At 70.3% G+C, this 16,255-nt stretch carries 12 protein-coding genes; 6 read left to right on the forward strand and 6 right to left on the reverse strand.

Annotated features, from left to right (window positions below; genetic code table 11):
• Positions 1–170: 170 nt before the first annotated feature.
• A complete protein-coding gene (locus AC07UH_RS05285; RefSeq protein ID WP_495179116.1) occupies positions 171–803 on the reverse strand; it encodes a hypothetical protein in 633 nt (210 codons plus the stop codon).
• Between the two features lie 108 nt (positions 804–911).
• Between AC07UH_RS05285 and AC07UH_RS05290 the strand changes: the two genes are divergently transcribed.
• The 4 genes from AC07UH_RS05290 to AC07UH_RS05305 all read left to right on the forward strand — a co-directional run bounded on the left by AC07UH_RS05290 (position 912) and on the right by AC07UH_RS05305 (position 5,041).
• Positions 912–1,577 carry a response regulator gene (locus AC07UH_RS05290; protein ID WP_495179115.1) on the forward strand — a complete coding sequence of 222 codons (666 nt, stop codon included), beginning with the start codon at positions 912–914 and terminating at the stop codon, positions 1,575–1,577.
• Between the two features lie 4 nt (positions 1,578–1,581).
• Entirely contained in the window at positions 1,582–2,949 is a 1,368-nt protein-coding gene (locus AC07UH_RS05295) for a sensor histidine kinase (RefSeq protein WP_495179114.1), read from the forward strand.
• A 27-nt stretch (positions 2,950–2,976) separates the two neighbouring features.
• Entirely contained in the window at positions 2,977–4,080 is a 1,104-nt protein-coding gene (locus tag AC07UH_RS05300) for an NADH:flavin oxidoreductase/NADH oxidase (RefSeq protein ID WP_495179113.1), read from the forward strand.
• Between the two features lie 85 nt (positions 4,081–4,165).
• Positions 4,166–5,041 carry an SMP-30/gluconolactonase/LRE family protein gene (locus AC07UH_RS05305; RefSeq protein WP_495179112.1) on the forward strand — a complete coding sequence of 292 codons (876 nt, stop codon included), beginning with the start codon at positions 4,166–4,168 and terminating at the stop codon, positions 5,039–5,041.
• Positions 5,042–5,276: 235 nt separating this feature from the next.
• Here AC07UH_RS05305 and AC07UH_RS05310 read toward each other — a convergent pair whose 3' ends face one another.
• Both AC07UH_RS05310 and AC07UH_RS05315 read right to left on the reverse strand, forming a co-directional pair.
• Positions 5,277–6,857, reverse strand: a complete 1,581-nt coding sequence (locus AC07UH_RS05310) for an aldehyde dehydrogenase (NADP(+)) (RefSeq protein WP_495179111.1) — start codon at positions 6,855–6,857, stop codon at positions 5,277–5,279.
• Between the two features lie 115 nt (positions 6,858–6,972).
• Complete coding sequence (locus AC07UH_RS05315; protein WP_038662692.1) at positions 6,973–7,251, reverse strand: hypothetical protein; 279 nt, start codon at positions 7,249–7,251, stop codon at positions 6,973–6,975.
• A gap of 221 nt (positions 7,252–7,472) precedes the next feature.
• Between AC07UH_RS05315 and AC07UH_RS05320 the strand changes: the two genes are divergently transcribed.
• Positions 7,473–9,512, forward strand: a complete 2,040-nt coding sequence (locus AC07UH_RS05320) for a TonB-dependent receptor (protein ID WP_495179110.1) — start codon at positions 7,473–7,475, stop codon at positions 9,510–9,512.
• 47 nt (positions 9,513–9,559) lie between these two features.
• Positions 9,560–10,582: an alanine racemase gene (locus AC07UH_RS05325; RefSeq protein WP_495179109.1), complete on the forward strand. Its 1,023-nt coding sequence runs from the start codon at positions 9,560–9,562 to the stop codon at positions 10,580–10,582.
• On the opposite strand, the gene AC07UH_RS05330 is transcribed toward AC07UH_RS05325, so the two are convergent.
• The 3 genes from AC07UH_RS05330 to AC07UH_RS05340 form a co-directional block, all read right to left on the reverse strand.
• The gene (locus AC07UH_RS05330) at positions 10,583–11,551 is read right to left on the reverse strand and encodes a 2OG-Fe(II) oxygenase (RefSeq protein WP_495179108.1); all 969 of its coding nucleotides are present in this window, start codon (positions 11,549–11,551) and stop codon (positions 10,583–10,585) included.
• Between the two features lie 84 nt (positions 11,552–11,635).
• Positions 11,636–14,896: a TonB-dependent receptor domain-containing protein gene (locus tag AC07UH_RS05335; RefSeq protein WP_495179107.1), complete on the reverse strand. Its 3,261-nt coding sequence runs from the start codon at positions 14,894–14,896 to the stop codon at positions 11,636–11,638.
• 186 nt (positions 14,897–15,082) lie between these two features.
• Positions 15,083–16,255, reverse strand: a complete 1,173-nt coding sequence (locus tag AC07UH_RS05340; protein WP_495179106.1) for an acetyl-CoA C-acetyltransferase — start codon at positions 16,253–16,255, stop codon at positions 15,083–15,085.

The raw sequence follows: 16,255 nt of genomic DNA on the forward strand, positions 1-16,255 counted from the left end.
ATGTGGGGGAGGGCGGCGCGCAACGCAATCGCTCGCTGCATCGTTGGTAGAATCGCGCGTGATGATCGACGGTGGCTTTGCGGACGTGACGGCTTCGCGTCGTCGCGTGAACCCCGACCCATCCGCCAAGCAAAAGGACCGGCCGCACGGGGCGACCGGTCCTTCCTGCTTCAGCGCGCCGGCGTGGGTGCCGGGGCCGGTGCCGCGGCCGGAGCATTGGCCGCGGGCGGCGGCGGCGGCACGGCGCTACCGTTGGCGGGCGGCGGCGGGGGCGGCGGTGCGTCGCGACCGGCGCCCGGGGGCGGCGGCGGCGGCGTTCCGGCCGGACCGGCACCCGGCGGGGGGGGCGGCGGGCCGTCGGGGCGACCTGCGCCCGGCCCACCCGGGCCGCCGGGGCCACCCGGACCATGCGGACCGGGCCGCGGACCAACTTCGCTCACCTGACCCGAGGGGCCGACGAGGAAGTGCGCGCGCAACTGCCCCTCGTCATAGCGGCCCTGCACCAGCACCGCATTGCCGCGGGTGACGTTGGCGGTACCATCGCGGCCCGCGTCGATCATCGCCCGGCCGCTGCCGTCCTGCACCACGAACCGGTCGCCGAACACCTCCGCGACACGGCCCTTCACCGTGACGATGCCGCCGCTGCTCGCCAGTCTGGCGATCGGCGTCGCGACCGTCGGGGCCATTTCGATGCTCGGGCGGCTGAGGGCGACCGCGCCCGCGCCGCCGGCGGCGCCGACCGCGACCAGCGCGGCTGCACCGAGTGCCAGGCGCTGGCGGGTGCCGATATGTAGTCTTGCCATCGATCGTCTCCTTCGTTTGTCGATGACCGGCTTCTAGGGTGATTCGTCCGACCCCCGCTGAACCGGGCGGTTCAGTTTCGGTTTAGTGGGGGAGGATAGGGCCACATCATGCGCATCTTGCTTGTCGAAGACGATTCCGACCTGGGCCCGGCGATCGCGCGCGCGCTGCGCGCCGAGCATTTCGCGGTCGACCTCGTCGCCGACGGCATCGACGCCGGCCATCTCGGCGAGACCGAAAGCTACGACGCCGCGGTGCTCGACCTCGGGCTGACCGGCAAGGACGGTATCGCCGTGCTGCGCGACTGGCGCACGGCGGGGCGCGCGCTGCCGGTGCTGATCCTCACCGCGCGCGACGGTTGGTCGGACAAGGTGGCGGGCTTCAAGGCAGGCGCGGACGATTATCTGGTCAAGCCGTTCCGCGTCGAGGAACTGGTGATGCGGCTGCGCGCGCTGGTCCGCCGCGCCGCCGGCCATGCCCAGCCGGTGCTCGCCTGCGGGCGGCTGTCGTTCGATACGCAGATCGGCCATTTCGAGCTCGACGGCCTGCCGCTCAAGCTCACCGCGTTCGAATGGCGCGTGCTGTCGGCGCTGATGCTGCGGCGCGAGGCGGTGATCGAGCGGCTCGACCTGCTCGAACGCGTCTACGAAGGCGATGCCGATGTCGATTCGAACAGCCTCGAGGTGATCGTCGGCCGGCTGCGCCGCAAGATCGGCGCCGAGATGATCGAGACGATCCGCGGCCGCGGCTATCGCCTGACCTGCGGCGAGGGCTGAGACGATGCCCAGATCGATTCAGGGCCGCATGTTGCTGCTGTCGGCGGTGGCGATCCTCGCCGCGCTCGGCATCGCCGGCTGGGCGATCGGCGGCGTGCTCGAACGTGTCGTCACCGAGGGGATCGACCGCCGGCTCGATGCCGAGATCGCACTGCTCGCCAGCACGGTCGATCGCGATGGTCGTATCGATCGCGCCCGGCTCACCGCGCGGGCGGGGGCGCTGGAGGCGGGGCGCGGCTGGCATTGGCGGATCGAGGGGCCGGACGGCGCGATCGGCTCGACCGAGACGCCGCGGCTGCACGGCGGGCCGGGGCCGGGCGACGGTCCGCTGCCGGGACCACCGGGGCCGCCGATGCTGCGCGACGAAGCCGATGCGCCGCAGGTGCTCGAAGGCGAGGATCGGGCCGGGCGCAGCGTCCATGCCCGTCGGCTGGTGATGAAGACCGGGCGCGGCGACGTGGCGCTGCTCGCGGTCGCGCCGCGCGCCGTCATCGCACGGCCGTTGCGCGACGCGCTGGTGCCGCTGCTCGCCGCGCTCGCGATCCTCGCCGGGCTGCTCGCGGTCGCGACGATCGTGCAGTTGCGGCTCGGCTTGCGTCCGCTCGCCCGGATGCGCGCGCAGGTCGCCGCGATCCGCGACGGCACGCGGACCGAGGTCGACGAGGACCAGCCGGTCGAGCTGCGCGGCCTCGCGACGGAACTCAACGCGCTCGCCGGCGATCGCGCCGCGGCGCTCGCCACCGCGCGCCAGTCCGCCGCCAATCTCGCGCATGCGCTCAAGACCCCGGTGGCGACGCTCGCGCTCGCGCTGCGCGACGATCCGGCCGCCGCGGCGCAGGTCGCGCGGATCGACGCCACGATCCGCCACCATCTGTCGCGTGCGCGCGCCGGCACCGGCGATACGCGCGCCAGCACCCGCGTCGCGCCGGCGGTCGCCGATCTCGCGGTGGCGATCGGCCGGCTCCACCCCGCGCGCGGCATCGCGGTGACGCACGCGGTCGCGGGCGATCCGGTCGCGGCGATGGACGCGCAGGATTTCGACGAGCTGCTCGGCAACCTCCTCGACAATGCCGCGCGTCATGCGGCGACGCAGGTCCGCGTCGAGGTACGCATGCAGCCCGGCGATGCGCGTCGCCTCGACCTGATCGTCACCGACGACGGCCCCGGCATTCCTGCCGCCGACCGCGCCCGCGTCACCGAGCCGGGCGTGCGGCTCGACGAGCGTGGCGAGGGCCATGGCTTCGGCCTCGCCATCGTCCGCGAACTCGCAGAACTGCACGGCGGCCGGCTGACGCTCGCCGAGCGCGACGGCGGCGGGCTGGAGGCATGCGTCAGCCTGCCCGCACGGCACCAAACCGGCGCCGAAGCGTAACGCCTCCGTCCCCCACGCGAGGTCTCCATGTCTTCTGCCTTGTTCCAGCCGATCACCATCGGCAGCACAACCCTGTCCAATCGCATCGTCATCGCGCCGATGTGCCAATATTCCGCCGAGAACGGCCGGATGACCGACTGGCATCTGATCCACCTCGGCCATCTCGCCTTGTCCGGCGCGGGCCTGCTGACGATCGAGGCGACCGCGATCGTGCCGGAGGGGCGGATCACCTATGGCGACGTCGGCCTGTGGGACGATGCGACCGAGGCGGCGATGGCCCGCGTGCTCGAATCGATCCGCCGCCATTCGGACATGCCGATCGCGATCCAGCTCGCCCATGCCGGCCGCAAGGCATCGACCGACCTGCCATGGAAGGGCGGCAAGCAGATCGCGCGCGACCACGCCGACGGCTGGCAGACGGTCGCACCGTCGCCGCTGCCCTTCGCCGAGGGCGAGAATCTGCCGACCGAACTGACCGAGGACGATCTTAAGCGGCTCGTCGACGCCTTCGCCGAATCGGCCCGCCGCGCCGCGCGGCTCGGCATCGACGCGGTGCAGCTCCATGGCGCGCACGGCTATCTGCTGCATCAATTCCTCTCGCCGCTCTCCAACCGGCGCACCGATGATTATGGCGGCAGCCTCGAAAACCGGATGCGCTTCCCGCTCGAAGTGCATGACGCGGTGCGCGCCGCTTTCCCCGCCGACAAGCCGGTGACGATGCGCGTCTCGGGCAGCGACTGGGTCGCGGGCGGCTGGGATGCCGATCAGACCGTCGCCTTCGCTCGGGCGCTCGAGGCGCGCGGCTGCGCGGCGATCCACGTGTCGAGCGGCGGGCTCGACCCGCGGCAGGAGATTCCGACCGGCCCGAGCTATCAGGTGCCGCTCGCCCGCGCGGTGAAACAGGGGTGCGGCCTGCCGGTGGTCGCGGTCGGGCTCATCACCGAATACGAACAGGCGGAGGCGATCGTCGGCACCGGCGATGCCGATATGATCGCGCTTGCCCGCACCATCCTCTACGATCCGCGCTGGCCGTGGCATGCCGCCGCGCATCTCGGCGCGCACGTCAAGGCGCCCGACCAGTATCTGCGCTCGCAGCCGCGCCAGTATCGCGACCTGTTCGACATGGATTGAGCCCGCGCGCGGCTTTTGTCAGACTAGACGAAAGCCGCGCTTCGGTGGATGGAGCGCGCGACCCCAAGTGGAGAGGAATTGCGCGATGACCGACCATGATGTTCGTACCGTCCTGCCGGTGCAGGCGATCCTCGGCGAGGGCCCGGTCTGGGTGGCGCGCGAGCAGGCTTTGTGGTTCGTCGACATCAAGAGCCGCCACGTCCACCGTTTCGACCCGACGACGGGTGAGGCGCGGCGCTGGGATGCGCCCGATCAGGTCGGCTGGATGCTGCCGAGCGCGGATGGCGGGATGATCGCCGGCCTGCGCACCGGGCTGCACCGCTTCGATCCGGCGGACGGCAGCTTCACCTTCCTCGCCCGGCCGGAGGGCGATCCCGCCGGCAACCGGCTCAACGACGCCGCGACCGACGGCGCGGGGCGCATCTGGTTCGGCACGATGGACGATGCCGAGACCGACATGAGCGGCCGCGTCTATCGCCATGCTGCCGGCATCGTCACCGACAGCGGCCTCGCACCGGTGTGCATCACCAACGGCCCGGCGATCGCCGGCGACGGCACGACGCTCTACCACACCGACACGATCGGCAAGACGATCTGGCGCGCGACGATCGGTGCCGACGGCACGCTCGGCGAGGCGGCGCCGTTCGCGACCATCGAGGAAGGCGCCGGCCATCCCGACGGTTCGGTGGTCGATGCCGAGGGGTGTCTCTGGGTCGCGCTATGGGGCGGCTGGGGCGTGCGGCGCTACGACCCGTCGGGCAAACTGATCGGCACGGTCAGGCTGCCGGCATCGAACATCACCAAGATCGCCTTCGGCGGCCCCGATCTGCGCACCGCTTATGCGACGAGTGCGCGCAAGGGGCTCGACGAAGCGGCGCTGGCGGATCAGCCCGAGGCGGGCAATCTGTTCGCCTTCGATCCCGGCGTCGCGGGCGTGCCGGTGACGCCCGTCGCGCTGTAGGGGGCGTTTCGGCGCAGCCCCTGACCCTCGGAACGGTTCCCGCCACACCCGTCACCCCGGACTTGTTCCGGGGTCCACTCTGCGGCGAGGGGAACGGCATGAGCCTCTAGCCGTACCCCAGCCGCCCGGTGGACCCCGGAACGAGTCCGGGGTGACGGGTGAGTGGGGAACGGGTGCAGCCCTACGCTACCGCCGATTCCTCCCCCGCCTAAGCAAGGGAGGAATCGAACCGACTTTACCGCGGGCTCGCCTCGCGCTTGCCGTCGAGGCGACGCGCGATGCCCCAGCCATTGTCGTCGTGCAGCGCCTCGGGCAGCAGCGCCGGCGCGAGGTTCTGGAAGCAGACCGGGCGCAGGAAGCGCGCGATCGCGAGCGTGCCGACCGACGTCGTCCGCCCGTCGCTCGTCGCCTGGAAGGGACCGCCGTGCACCATCGCCGGCGCCACCTCGACACCCGTCGGCCAGCCGTTGGCCAGAATACGGCCGACGCGGCGCGCGATCACCGGCACCAGCTTCGCCGCCTCCGCCTCGTCGGCGGGATCGACCTGCAGCGTCGCGGTGAGCTGGCCTTCCAGCTTGGCGATCACCGAGGCGATCTCGCCGAGGTCGCGGCAGCGCACCAGCATCGACGACGAGCCGAACACCTCGTGCGAGAGCTTGACGTCGGCGAGGAACTGGTCGGCGGTCGTCTCGAAGAAGGCGCCGACCGCCTGGTTGACGCCCTCGCCGGACTTGCCGCGCGCAACGGTGCGCACCGCCTCATGGCCGGCGAGCGCCGCGACGCCCTGTTCGAAGCTGGCGTGGATACCGGGCGACAGCATCGTCGCCGGCGCGCTGTCGGTCAGCGCCGCGCCCGCCGCCTCAACGAACGCGTCGAGATCGGGGCCGTCGACCGCCAGCACGAGGCCGGGGTTGGTGCAGAACTGGCCGGCGCCCATCGTCAGCGACCCGACGAACTCCTTGGCCAGCGCCGCCCCGCGCGCGGCGAGCGCGGCGGGGAAGAGGACGACCGGGTTGATGCTCGACATTTCGGCATAGACCGGGATCGGCTCGTCCCGCTCCGCGGCGATGCGCACCAGCGCGAGACCGCCGCCGCGCGAACCGGTGAAGCCGACCGCCTGGATGCGCGGATCGGCGACCAGCGCGCCGCCCAGTTCGTTGGTCTCGCCGGGCAGATAGGAGAAGACGCCCGCGGGCAGGCCGGCGTCCGCGACGGCCTTCTGGATCGCGCGCGCGACCAGCTCGCCGGTGCCGGGATGCGAGGGATGGCCCTTCACCACCACCGGACAGCCGGCGGCGAGCGCCGAGGCGGTGTCGCCACCCGCGACCGAAAAGGCGAGCGGGAAGTTGGACGCGCCGAACACCGCGACCGGGCCGATCGCGAGATTGACGCGGCGCAGGTCGGGGCGCGGCAGCGGCGCGCGGTCGGGCAAAGCGGGGTCGATCGTCGCGTCGAGGAAGTCGCCCTGACGCACGACGCCGGCGAACAGCTTGAGCTGGCCGACGGTGCGGCCACGCTCGCCCTCGAGGCGGGCGCGCGGCAGGCCGCTCTCCGCCATCGCGCGCTCGATCAGCTCGTCACCGATATCGAGGATGTTCTGCGCGATGCCTTCAAGGAAGGTGGCACGCGTATCGAGGTCGGTCGCGGCATAGGTCGCGAACGCGTCTTCGGCGAGCGTGCAGGCTTCGGCCACCGCATCGGCATTCGCCGACGAGAAGTCCGGGGTCAGCGTCTCGCCGCTCGCCGGATTCACCGCGGTGAACCGGTTCGCGGCCTGGCGTGCTTCGCCACCGATCAGCAGGGCGCCGTCGATCATGGAAATACCTCTCTCGGAAATTGTCAGAGTTATTCTAGGGACCCGATCGCCCCGCGACAATGGTAGACGTCGCGCCGGTCGCGCACCTGCGATGCAAGAGACGATAAAGGCGCGGTCAGCGATCGGCGACGAACGTCACGTCATCCTCGGTGTTGTGCGGGTCGAGGTCCCAGTCCGCAGCGACCTCTTCGACCGCGCGGCGTGCGATCGCATCGAGCTCCTCGGGGCAGAACGCCTGGACGTCCCAATTGTGGCCGGACGCGCCGTCCCAGGGATCGGCGAGCGTCGGCAGCATGAACTCGATCCTCGCCCCCTCGCTGTCGAGCGACAGGCGGAGCGCCGCCTGGTTGAGTTCGTCGCGCAGCGCCGACGCGCCGAGCACCGGCCGGCTCATCGCGACGCCCCCTGCGACACTGACGCGGGCGGGAGAGAATAAGGAACCGCCATGACCATCTCCTTCGAGTCCGCAGCAAGCGCAGCGCGACCGAGATCGTTCCCGATCCGTGTCGTCCTTGCAATGTCGATGTCACATACCGCGTAAGGTGGCCGGTACACCGCTTTGAATAAGCGAGGTTTGTCATTCTCCTCGGCGCCGGAAACCGCCAAGGGGGCGCGATGCGTCTTCTGCTTTCCACCGCCGCCCTGTTCGTCTCGGCGATCGCCGTCCCTGCGCTGGCGCAGGCCGATCCCGACGTCGCGCCCGATATCGTCGTCACCGGCCGCGGCCTGCCCGATTCGCCCGGCGAGCGCGCCTTCGACATCGTCACCATCGACCGCGACCGGCTTCAGGCCAATGCCAGCGCGCGGCTGGAAAGCGTGCTCGCCGATGTCGCCGGCTTGCAGCAGTTCCGCCGGTCCGACAGTCGCACCGCTAATCCCACCAGCCAGGGCATCACCCTGCGCGGGATCGGCGGCAATGCCTCCAGCCGTGCGCTGCTGATCCTCGACGGCGTGCCGCAGGCCGATCCTTTCGGCGGCTGGGTCGCGTTTCCGGCCTATGCCACGGGGCGGCTGGGGCAGGTGCGGGTGACGCGCGGCGGCGGCAGCGGCTATTTCGGCCCCGGTGCGCTCGCCGGCACCGTCCAGCTCGACAGCGCCACCCCCGACCAGCTCGCGCCGCTCGACGCCAGCCTGTTCTACGGCAGCCGCGATTCGATCGAGGCGCAGGGCGCTGCGGCGCTCGTCCGCGACGGCGGCTTCGCGACGCTGTCGGGGGCCTATGCGCGCGGCGACGGCTTCGTGCCGACGGTCGCATCGAGCCGCGGTCCGGTCGACCGCGCCGCGACCTACGAACAGGCATCGGGGGCGCTGCGTACCGTCGTGACCGTCGCGCCGTCGACCGAGGTGCAGACCAACGTCAGCGCCTTCACCGACCGGCGCGACCGCGGCACGGCGTTCACCGCGAACCGGTCGGACGGCGCCGACGCCAGCCTGCGCCTCGTCGGCCGCGGCGCCTGGGGCTGGTCGGCGCTCGCCTATCTGCAGACCCGTGCCTTCGCCTCCAGCTTCGCCAGCATCAACGCGGCGCGGACGACCGTCAGCCAGTCGCTGAACCAATATAACACGCCCGCCACCGGGCTCGGCGCGCGGCTGGAGGTGCAGCCGCCGGTCGGCGCGGCGATCGACCTGCGGCTCGGCGCCGACATCCGCGACGTCTCCGGCAAGACGCAGGAGCTGTTCACCTTCGTCAACGCCAGCCCCACCCGCCGCCGCGAGGCGGGCGGGTCGAGCCGCACCCAGGGCCTGTTCGCCGACGGCAGCGTCGCGCTCGGCGACCTGACGCTGACCGGGGCGGGGCGTATCGATTGGTGGCGGATCGACGGCGGCTTTCTTCGCGAGCGCCCGCTCGCCGGCGGCGCGGCGCTGACCGACAATCGCTTCGCCGATCGCGACGGCAGTGAATTCACCGGCCGGCTCGGCGCCGCGTGGCGCGCCGCCGCGGCGGTGACGGTGCGCGCGGCGGCCTATCGTGGCTGGCGGCTGCCGACGCTCAACGAACTCTATCGCCCCTTCCGCGTCGGCAATGACGTCACCGCCGCCAATGCCGGCCTCTCGCCCGAGCGGCTGACGGGGATCGAGGGCGGCGTGACGCTGACGCCCTTCGCCGGCGCCAGCCTTGCCGCGACGCTGTTCCGCAACCAGCTCGACGATGCGATCGCCAACGTGACGCTCGCCGCGACGCCGACCAGCGCCATGCGTGTCCGCCGCAACCTCGACGCGATCCGCTCGACCGGCGTCGAGGTCGATGCGCGCTATGCGACCGGGCCGTTCACCGCGCTCGCCTCGTGGAGCCATGTCGACGCACGCGTCCGCGCCTCAGGCGCGGCGGTGGTGCTCGACGGTCTGCGCCCGGCGCAGACGCCGCGTGACGCGCTATCCGGGACGCTCGGCTGGCGGCAGCGGCGCGCGGCCGTCTCGGCGACGCTGCGTCACGTCGCGCGCCAGTTCGACGACGACCAGAACAGTCGCAGCCTCGCCCCCGCGACGACGCTCGACGGCTATGCCGCGCTGCCGGTGACGCGCGTGCTGACGATCGAGGCGCGTGCCGAGAACGTCTTCGACGCGCGCGTCGAGGCGGGGATCAGCGGCGCCAACATCGTCGAGCGCGCGACGCCGCGCACGCTGTGGATCGGGGTGCGCGCGCGGCTCGATTGAACCGGCGTGGCTCGACGCCGGCAGCCGGGGCGATTACACGCCCCGGCGTGACCGCTCCCCTCCGCCTCCGCCTCGACCGCCATGCCCTCGCCGACAATTGGCGCGCGCTCGACCGGATGAGCGGCACGGCGGCGTGCGGCGCGGCGATCAAGGCGGACGGCTACGGCCTCGGCGCGAGCGAGGTCGCAGGGCAGCTCGCCGCCGCCGGCTGCCGCGACTTCTTCATCGCGACCTGGGCCGAGGCGGCGCGGCTGGGGCCGCTCGGCCTGCCTTTGTCGGTGCTGCACGGCGTCCGCGCCGAGGACATGCCGCTGGCGCGGCAGGGCATCGCGCGCCCGGTGCTCAACAGCGAGACGCAGGTCGCGCGCTGGCGCGCGGCGGGCGGCGGTGCCTGCGACGTGATGGTCGACACCGGGATCAACCGGCTCGGCGTCTCGCCGGCGGCGGTGCGCGACGGCCTGCTCGACGGGCTGACGATCGAGACGCTGATCAGCCATCTCGCCTGCGCCGACGAGGACAGCGCGATGAACGATCGCCAGCGCGCCGCCTTCGCGGCGCTGGCGGGGGTGACGGGCGCGCGCCGGATGAGCCTCGCCAATTCCGCCGGTATCGCGCTCGGGGCGGGGTACGCCTTCGATCTCACCCGCCCGGGAATCGCGCTGTACGGCGGCATCGTCCGGCCGGAATTCGCGGGCACGATCCGCCAGGTGGCGACGCCCGAGGCGCAGGTGCTGCAACGCCGCACCGTCCCCGCCGGCGAGACGGTCGGCTACAACGCCACCTGGACCGCGCCGCGTGTGACCGAAGTGGCGATCCTTAACCTCGGCTATGCCGACGGCTATGTCCGCGGCTTCTCCGACCGCGGCCGGGCGGGCGGGGGGGCGCTGCCGGTGATCGGGCGGGTCTCGATGGACCTGATGGCGATCGACGTCACCGCCGCGCCGAATCTGGCGGAGGGCGACTGGATCACGCTCGACTTCGCGCTGCCGGCGGCGGCGGCAGCGAGCGGGATGTCGCAATATGAGCTGCTGACGCTGCTGGGGCAGCGGTATGCGCGGCAATGGGGGTGATCAGGCCGTTTCGGGGCCGGTCCATACGTCGAACGGCCGCGCCCGGATCCATCGCGTCGCCAGCCATTTGACGCCGCTGCGGACGGGCTCGCCGGCGTGGCGGGCGGTGGCCAACGGCCGGCCCTGCGCGTCGACATTGTCGAAGATGATCGCATCGCCCGCCTTCGGGCGGATGGTCAGGCCGTGGTCGGGGAACGTCGTCTCGCCGCCGCCGAAGCCGTCGTTGAGATAGACGAGGACCGTCGCGACGCGCTGGTTGCGCACCTGGGGCAGGACGTCGGCGTGGAGGCGGAACTGCTGGCCGGGGCGATAGCGCAGCACGGTCAACGCCTCGCCCTGCGCCACCTGGGTGTCGCTGAGCGCGGCGATCCGGACGTTGATCGCACGGATGACCGGGTCCTCGCGCAGCGGGCTCAGCACGCCCGCATCCGAGGTGCGGATTGGATGGGGCACGTGGCGGCCGGTCCGCGGGTCGACGACGACGGCGGGAGCCAGCAGGTCGCTGGCGGCATTGGCAATATGCGTGCACTCGGCGACGCTCAGCGCACCGCGCACTCGTCGCACGCTGCGGTCGTCGGTCAGTGGTTCGACGAGGAGCGGCGTGGTCGGATGGCCGTCGCCGTCGATCGCCATCGCCGACAGCAGCCCGTGCAGGTAGCGCGCGTGCGGGTCGCCCGCCGCGTTGGCGGCCGCAAGCAGTCGCATCGCAGCGGGCCAATCGGCGGCCGCACCGGTGCCGTTCGCCGCAAGCGTGATCTCGACGAGCCGCGCCTCGCCATGATCGCAATCCGCGGCCTGCCGCAACGCAAGTCGGGCAGCGGCCAGGTCGCGGGGCAGGGGGTGGCCCTGAAGCTGCCACAGCGCCTGTTGGAAAAGCGCGCCGCCATGCCCCGCCGCCGCGAGCCTTGCAACGGTCGCGGTGGCGTCGGCGACGCGGCCGCTTCGCAGCATCGCGTCTACGGCGCCCATCGGGTCGTTCTGCATCGGTGGAGACTGGACGAAAAAAGGGCCGGTGGAAACCACCGGCCCTCGATTTTCACGCTACGGCGTCGCTTAGAAGCGCGCGGTCACGCCCGCATACATGCGGCGTCCGATGTTGTCGAAGATGGCGCTGCCCGCACCGATGCCCGTCGCCCCCAGCGGCGGTAGACGATCGGTGAGATTGTCGACGCCGATGTAGAAGCTGGACCGTTCACCGACGTCGAAGCCGAGCTTCATGCCGATGTACAGCACGTCCGGATAATAAGGCGTGCTGAAATCGTCGAGGTTCTGCGGCGGACGGCCCTGGAAGGCGATGCGGTTCTCGATCGCGCCGACCGACTGCTTCGACAGGTAGCGGAACTGCGTATCCAACGTGACGATGCCGAAGTCCGCCCCCAGGTTCACCTGCACCTGATCCTTGGGATAGCCCAGCTCACCGACCGTCGTATCCGCGAACGACGGCTGCAACGGGTTGAGGAAGCTGCTGCTCTCCAGGATGTGGGTATAGATCACCTGACCCGAGAGACGCGTGTCGCCGAAGCTGCGCGCATAGCTCAGGTTGGCATCGATACCGCGCCGCTTCAGGCTCGCATAGTTGAGCGGATTGTCGGCAAGATTACCCTCGATGATACGGAACGGCTGTTCGCCGTTCGGTCCGGTCGCGCCGGCTGCGACGCGGTTGAACTGCGCGCAGAACTGATTGTTGGTCAGCGACGGCGAATCGTAGCAATTGTTCACGGTTGCTTGCGCGCCCGCATAATTGATGACGTTGTTCACCTTGATGTTGTAGTAATCGACCGACAGGATCAGCCCCGGCGTGAACGTCGGCGAAATCACCGCGCCGTAGGTGTAGGAGTCGGACTTCTCCGCCCGCAGGTCGGGGTTGCCGCCGCTCAGGATTTCCAACGACTGGGCATATTGGAAGTTGTACGTCGTCGGAATGCCCGCCGCCGCGCAATTGGCCGCGCGGAACTGCGTACCACGGCCCAGATTGTCGGCCGAGCACGGATCGGCGAAACCGGGCGCGAAATTCTGGCCGGCCGATGCATACAGTTCGGTCAGGTTCGGTGCGCGGACCGAGCGACCGTAATTGGCACGGAAGCGCAGCCCCTCAACCGGCGCGTAGGTGCCGTTCAGGTTGTAGGTATAGACCGTGCCCGCCGAGCCCTTGTAGTCGGACACGCGCCCGGCGGCGCCGAAGGTCAGCTCCTTGATGAGCGTGATGTCCTTGAGCAGCGGGACGCGCAGCTCGCCGAACGCTTCCTTCACCTCGAACGACGGCGGGTCGAACCTGGCGAGGGCATTGTAGAAGGTGTAGCCCGCCTCGACGTAGGGATCGGCCTGGAAGTAATTGGTCTCGCGGCGATATTCCGCACCGAGCGAGAAGCCGACAGCGCCGCCCGGAAGGTTGAAGAACTTCGAGGAGTCACCCGACACGTTGGCAAGCAGGTCGAGCTGCGTGATCTTGCCTTCCGAGACGGTGTTGCGCAGCACGTAGTTGCGTGTCGCCTCCGAGATATTGCCCTGGCCGAACGGATTGAGCGGCTGGCAATTGGCGATGTCGCTGGCCAGATTGGCGGCATTGCCGCCGATGTCGGTGCCGAATGCGAAGCGGCTGGCGTCCAACTGTGCGCCGCAGACGATCTGCCCGGCGGGATTGCGCACGGCGTCGAGCGCGAGGCTGAGACGCTGCACGTCGACGTTGCCGAGGACGCGCGTGCGCTCCTTGAACTCGCCGTAATTGGCCGACACTTCGTAGTTGAACGTCTCGGCGAAATCGCCGCGCACGCCGCCGACGAAGCGATAGGTCTCGCGGCGGGCATCCTCACGACGCGAACCCAGATCGGTCAGGTTCTTGCGCAGGATGAAGCGATAGGAGCCATTCGCGATCTGTGTGCGCAGCGTGGCCGCCTGTGCGGCGGTGATCGCCGCACCAGTCGTCGGGCTGATGCCCGAGTTGACCGCCTGCAACGCCTGCGCCGCCAGCGTCGCCTGCGAGGACGCGCTGAGGAACGGATTGTCGAGACGGGGACGCTCGTAGAGCGCGTCGATCGTCGAGCCCGTGTAGAAGGCCGGACCCGAACCGCCGAGGCTGACCGAATCGACGCGGACGTACTTCGCCTCGAAGAATGGCACGAACGCGTCGGAGACCGCGAAATGGCCGAGCAGGTTGGCCGAATAGCGGTCGAGTTGCGGCAGCAGCTGGACCAGCGTGCCCTCGCGACGGGTGTTGCCGTTGCCGCCGACAAAGCCGCCGGTCGGGGTCGCGGTCGGCGCTGTTACCGAACCACCGGCGATGCCGACGCGGGTGCCCGTCTGCGAGACAAGCGAGCCGTCCTGCTGGAACAGATAGTTGCAGGTGAAGGCGCGACCCAGCGAGTCACGGCCGCACCGTGCGTTCGTGCCCGAGCCGGCGGGCGAACCTGCGAAAGCGACCAAGCCGCCGTCGAAGATGTTGGCGCCGCGGATATCGCGGAAGAACGTCGAGTCGGGGATGCCGTCGAAGTTCAGATTGCCGCTGACGCCGGCACCGGCCGCATCGACGTTGGTCGTCACGAAGGCATCGTTTTGACGGTAGGCCTTGCGGCCTGACGCGAACAGCGCCTCGGTGCGGGCATATTCCACGTTCATCGCGATGTTGCCGCGATCGTCAGCGAAATTCTTGCCGCCGGTCAGGCTGACGAAGTAGCTGCCGGCGTCCTTCTCGTCGCTGACGCCGCCCTGCGCGCGGATCTGCAGGCCTTCGAAATTCTGCTTCAGGCGAAAATTGACGACGCCGGCGATGGCATCGGAACCATACACCGCCGAGTTGCCGCCGGTGACGATGTCGACACCGTCGATCAGGTCGGTGGGGATGGTATTGACGTCGACCGATACCGCGTTGTTCAGAATGTCGGACGCGACATGACGGCGGCCGTTGACCACGACCAGCGTGCGCTGGGTGCCGAGGCCGCGCAAATCGAGGAGATTGAGGCCACCGGTGCCGAGAAAGCGGGTCGAGTTCGACTGGCTATAGGTGCTCTGCAACTGCGGCAGATCGTTCAGCACGTCGCCGATTGAGGTGCGCGCGGTCTGTGTCAGTTCGGCGGCCGACACCGTGGTGATCGGCACGACCGAAACCGCGTTGGGCGAACGGATGCGCGAACCGGTGATGACGATTTCCTCGCCCGGACGCGCTTCCGGCTCGTCCTGATCCGGCGCTGCCATCGACGTGCCAGCGGTGTTGCTGCCGGCCTGCGGCGCACCGGCTTCGGGCGCCGTCTGCGCAAAGGCGGTGGTGGCGAGCAACATCCCGCCCGCGAGCGCACTCGCGGAGAGCAACCAAGTCTTCATGTCAGTCCCCTGTTTTCAGGCTTTGCGCCTTGTCAGAAGACCTTGTTGGCGCAACCGGACCGAAGCGGACAAGCCGGTTTGCGACAGAAACAGTCGTAATCGAGCGGTTTGGTCAAAAGTGTCGCTAAAATGACACAAAAATTACAGCTTTTATGTCCGCATGTTGCGCATTCGTCAGCGCGTGCGTCACCGCTCGACGCACATCGCGATCCCCATCCCGCCGCCGATGCACAAGGTTGCCAGCCCCTTCTTCGCGTCGCGCTTTTCCATCTCGTAGAGCAGTGTGGTCAGCACGCGCGCGCCGCTGGCGCCGATCGGGTGGCCGATCGCGATCGCGCCGCCGTTGACGTTGACCTTGCCCGCATCCCAGCCGAGTTCCTTGCCGACCGACAGCGCCTGCGCCGCGAACGCCTCGTTCGCCTCGATCAGGTCGAGGTCGGCGAGCGTCCAGCCGGCCTTCTCCAGCGCCTTCCTCGAGGCCGGCACCGGGCCGATGCCCATCACCGACGGGTCGACGCCCGCGCTCGCCCAGCTCCGGATCGTCGCGAGCACCGGCGTGCCGCGCGCCTCGGCCTCGGCGCGGCTCATCAGCACCAGCGCCGCTGCGCCGTCGTTGAGGCCGCTCGCATTGGCGGCGGTGACGGTGCCGTCCTTCTTGAACGCCGGCCGCACGCCGCCGACGCTGTCGAGCGTCGCGCCGGCGCGGATATATTCGTCGTCCGCCACGACGGTGTCGCCCTTGCGGCCCTTGATCGTCACCGGCGCGATCTCGTCCTTGAAGCGACCGCTGCCGCGCGCGGCCTCGGCCTTGTTCTGGCTGGCGACCGAGAAGGCGTCCTGGTCGGCGCGCGTCACCTGATATTGCTCGGCGAGATTCTCCGCGGTGATCCCCATGTGATAGCCGTTGAACACGTCGGTAAGGCCGTCGACCACCATCGTGTCGACGAGGCTGACCGCGCCCATCTTGGTGCCGCCGCGCATTGTCTGCGCATGCGCGCTCATCGACATGCTCTCCTGCCCGCCGGCGACGACGATCGTCGCGTCGCCGGTCTGGATCGCCTGACAGGCGAGCGCGACCGCGCGCAGGCCCGAGCCGCACACCTGATTGACGCCCCAGGCCGGCACCTCCTTGGGGATGCCCGCCGCCATCGACGCCTGCCGCGCCGGATTCTGGCCCTGCGCCGCGGTGAGCACCTGGCCGAGGATCACCTCCGACACGTCGGCGCCGTCGACGCCGGCCTGCGCGAGCGCCGCCTCGATCGCGACGCGGCCCAGTTCGTGCGCGGGGGTGGCGGCGAAGGCGCCGAGGAAGCTGCCGACGGGGGTACGCTTGGCGGCGGTGATGACGATCTCGGTCAT

It is taken from the genome of Sphingomonas sp. GW821-FHT04B01 (assembly GCF_059420425.1).

Excerpts from the sequence above, each read along its gene's own strand:
- AC07UH_RS05335 (WP_495179107.1), bottom strand. The coding sequence starts at position 14,896 with ATGAAGACTTGGTTGCTCTCCGCGAGTGCGCTCGCGGGCGGGATGTTG.
- AC07UH_RS05290 (WP_495179115.1), top strand. The coding sequence starts at position 912 with ATGCGCATCTTGCTTGTCGAAGACGATTCCGACCTGGGCCCGGCGATC.
- AC07UH_RS05285 (WP_495179116.1), bottom strand. The coding sequence starts at position 803 with ATGGCAAGACTACATATCGGCACCCGCCAGCGCCTGGCACTCGGTGCA.
- AC07UH_RS05320 (WP_495179110.1), top strand. The coding sequence starts at position 7,473 with ATGCGTCTTCTGCTTTCCACCGCCGCCCTGTTCGTCTCGGCGATCGCC.
- AC07UH_RS05295 (WP_495179114.1), top strand. The coding sequence starts at position 1,582 with ATGCCCAGATCGATTCAGGGCCGCATGTTGCTGCTGTCGGCGGTGGCG.
- AC07UH_RS05310 (WP_495179111.1), bottom strand. The coding sequence starts at position 6,857 with ATGATCGACGGCGCCCTGCTGATCGGTGGCGAAGCACGCCAGGCCGCG.
- AC07UH_RS05305 (WP_495179112.1), top strand. The coding sequence starts at position 4,166 with ATGACCGACCATGATGTTCGTACCGTCCTGCCGGTGCAGGCGATCCTC.
- AC07UH_RS05300 (WP_495179113.1), top strand. The coding sequence starts at position 2,977 with ATGTCTTCTGCCTTGTTCCAGCCGATCACCATCGGCAGCACAACCCTG.
- AC07UH_RS05330 (WP_495179108.1), bottom strand. The coding sequence starts at position 11,551 with ATGGGCGCCGTAGACGCGATGCTGCGAAGCGGCCGCGTCGCCGACGCC.
- AC07UH_RS05315 (WP_038662692.1), bottom strand. The coding sequence starts at position 7,251 with ATGAGCCGGCCGGTGCTCGGCGCGTCGGCGCTGCGCGACGAACTCAAC.
- AC07UH_RS05340 (WP_495179106.1), bottom strand. The coding sequence starts at position 16,255 with ATGACCGAGATCGTCATCACCGCCGCCAAGCGTACCCCCGTCGGCAGC.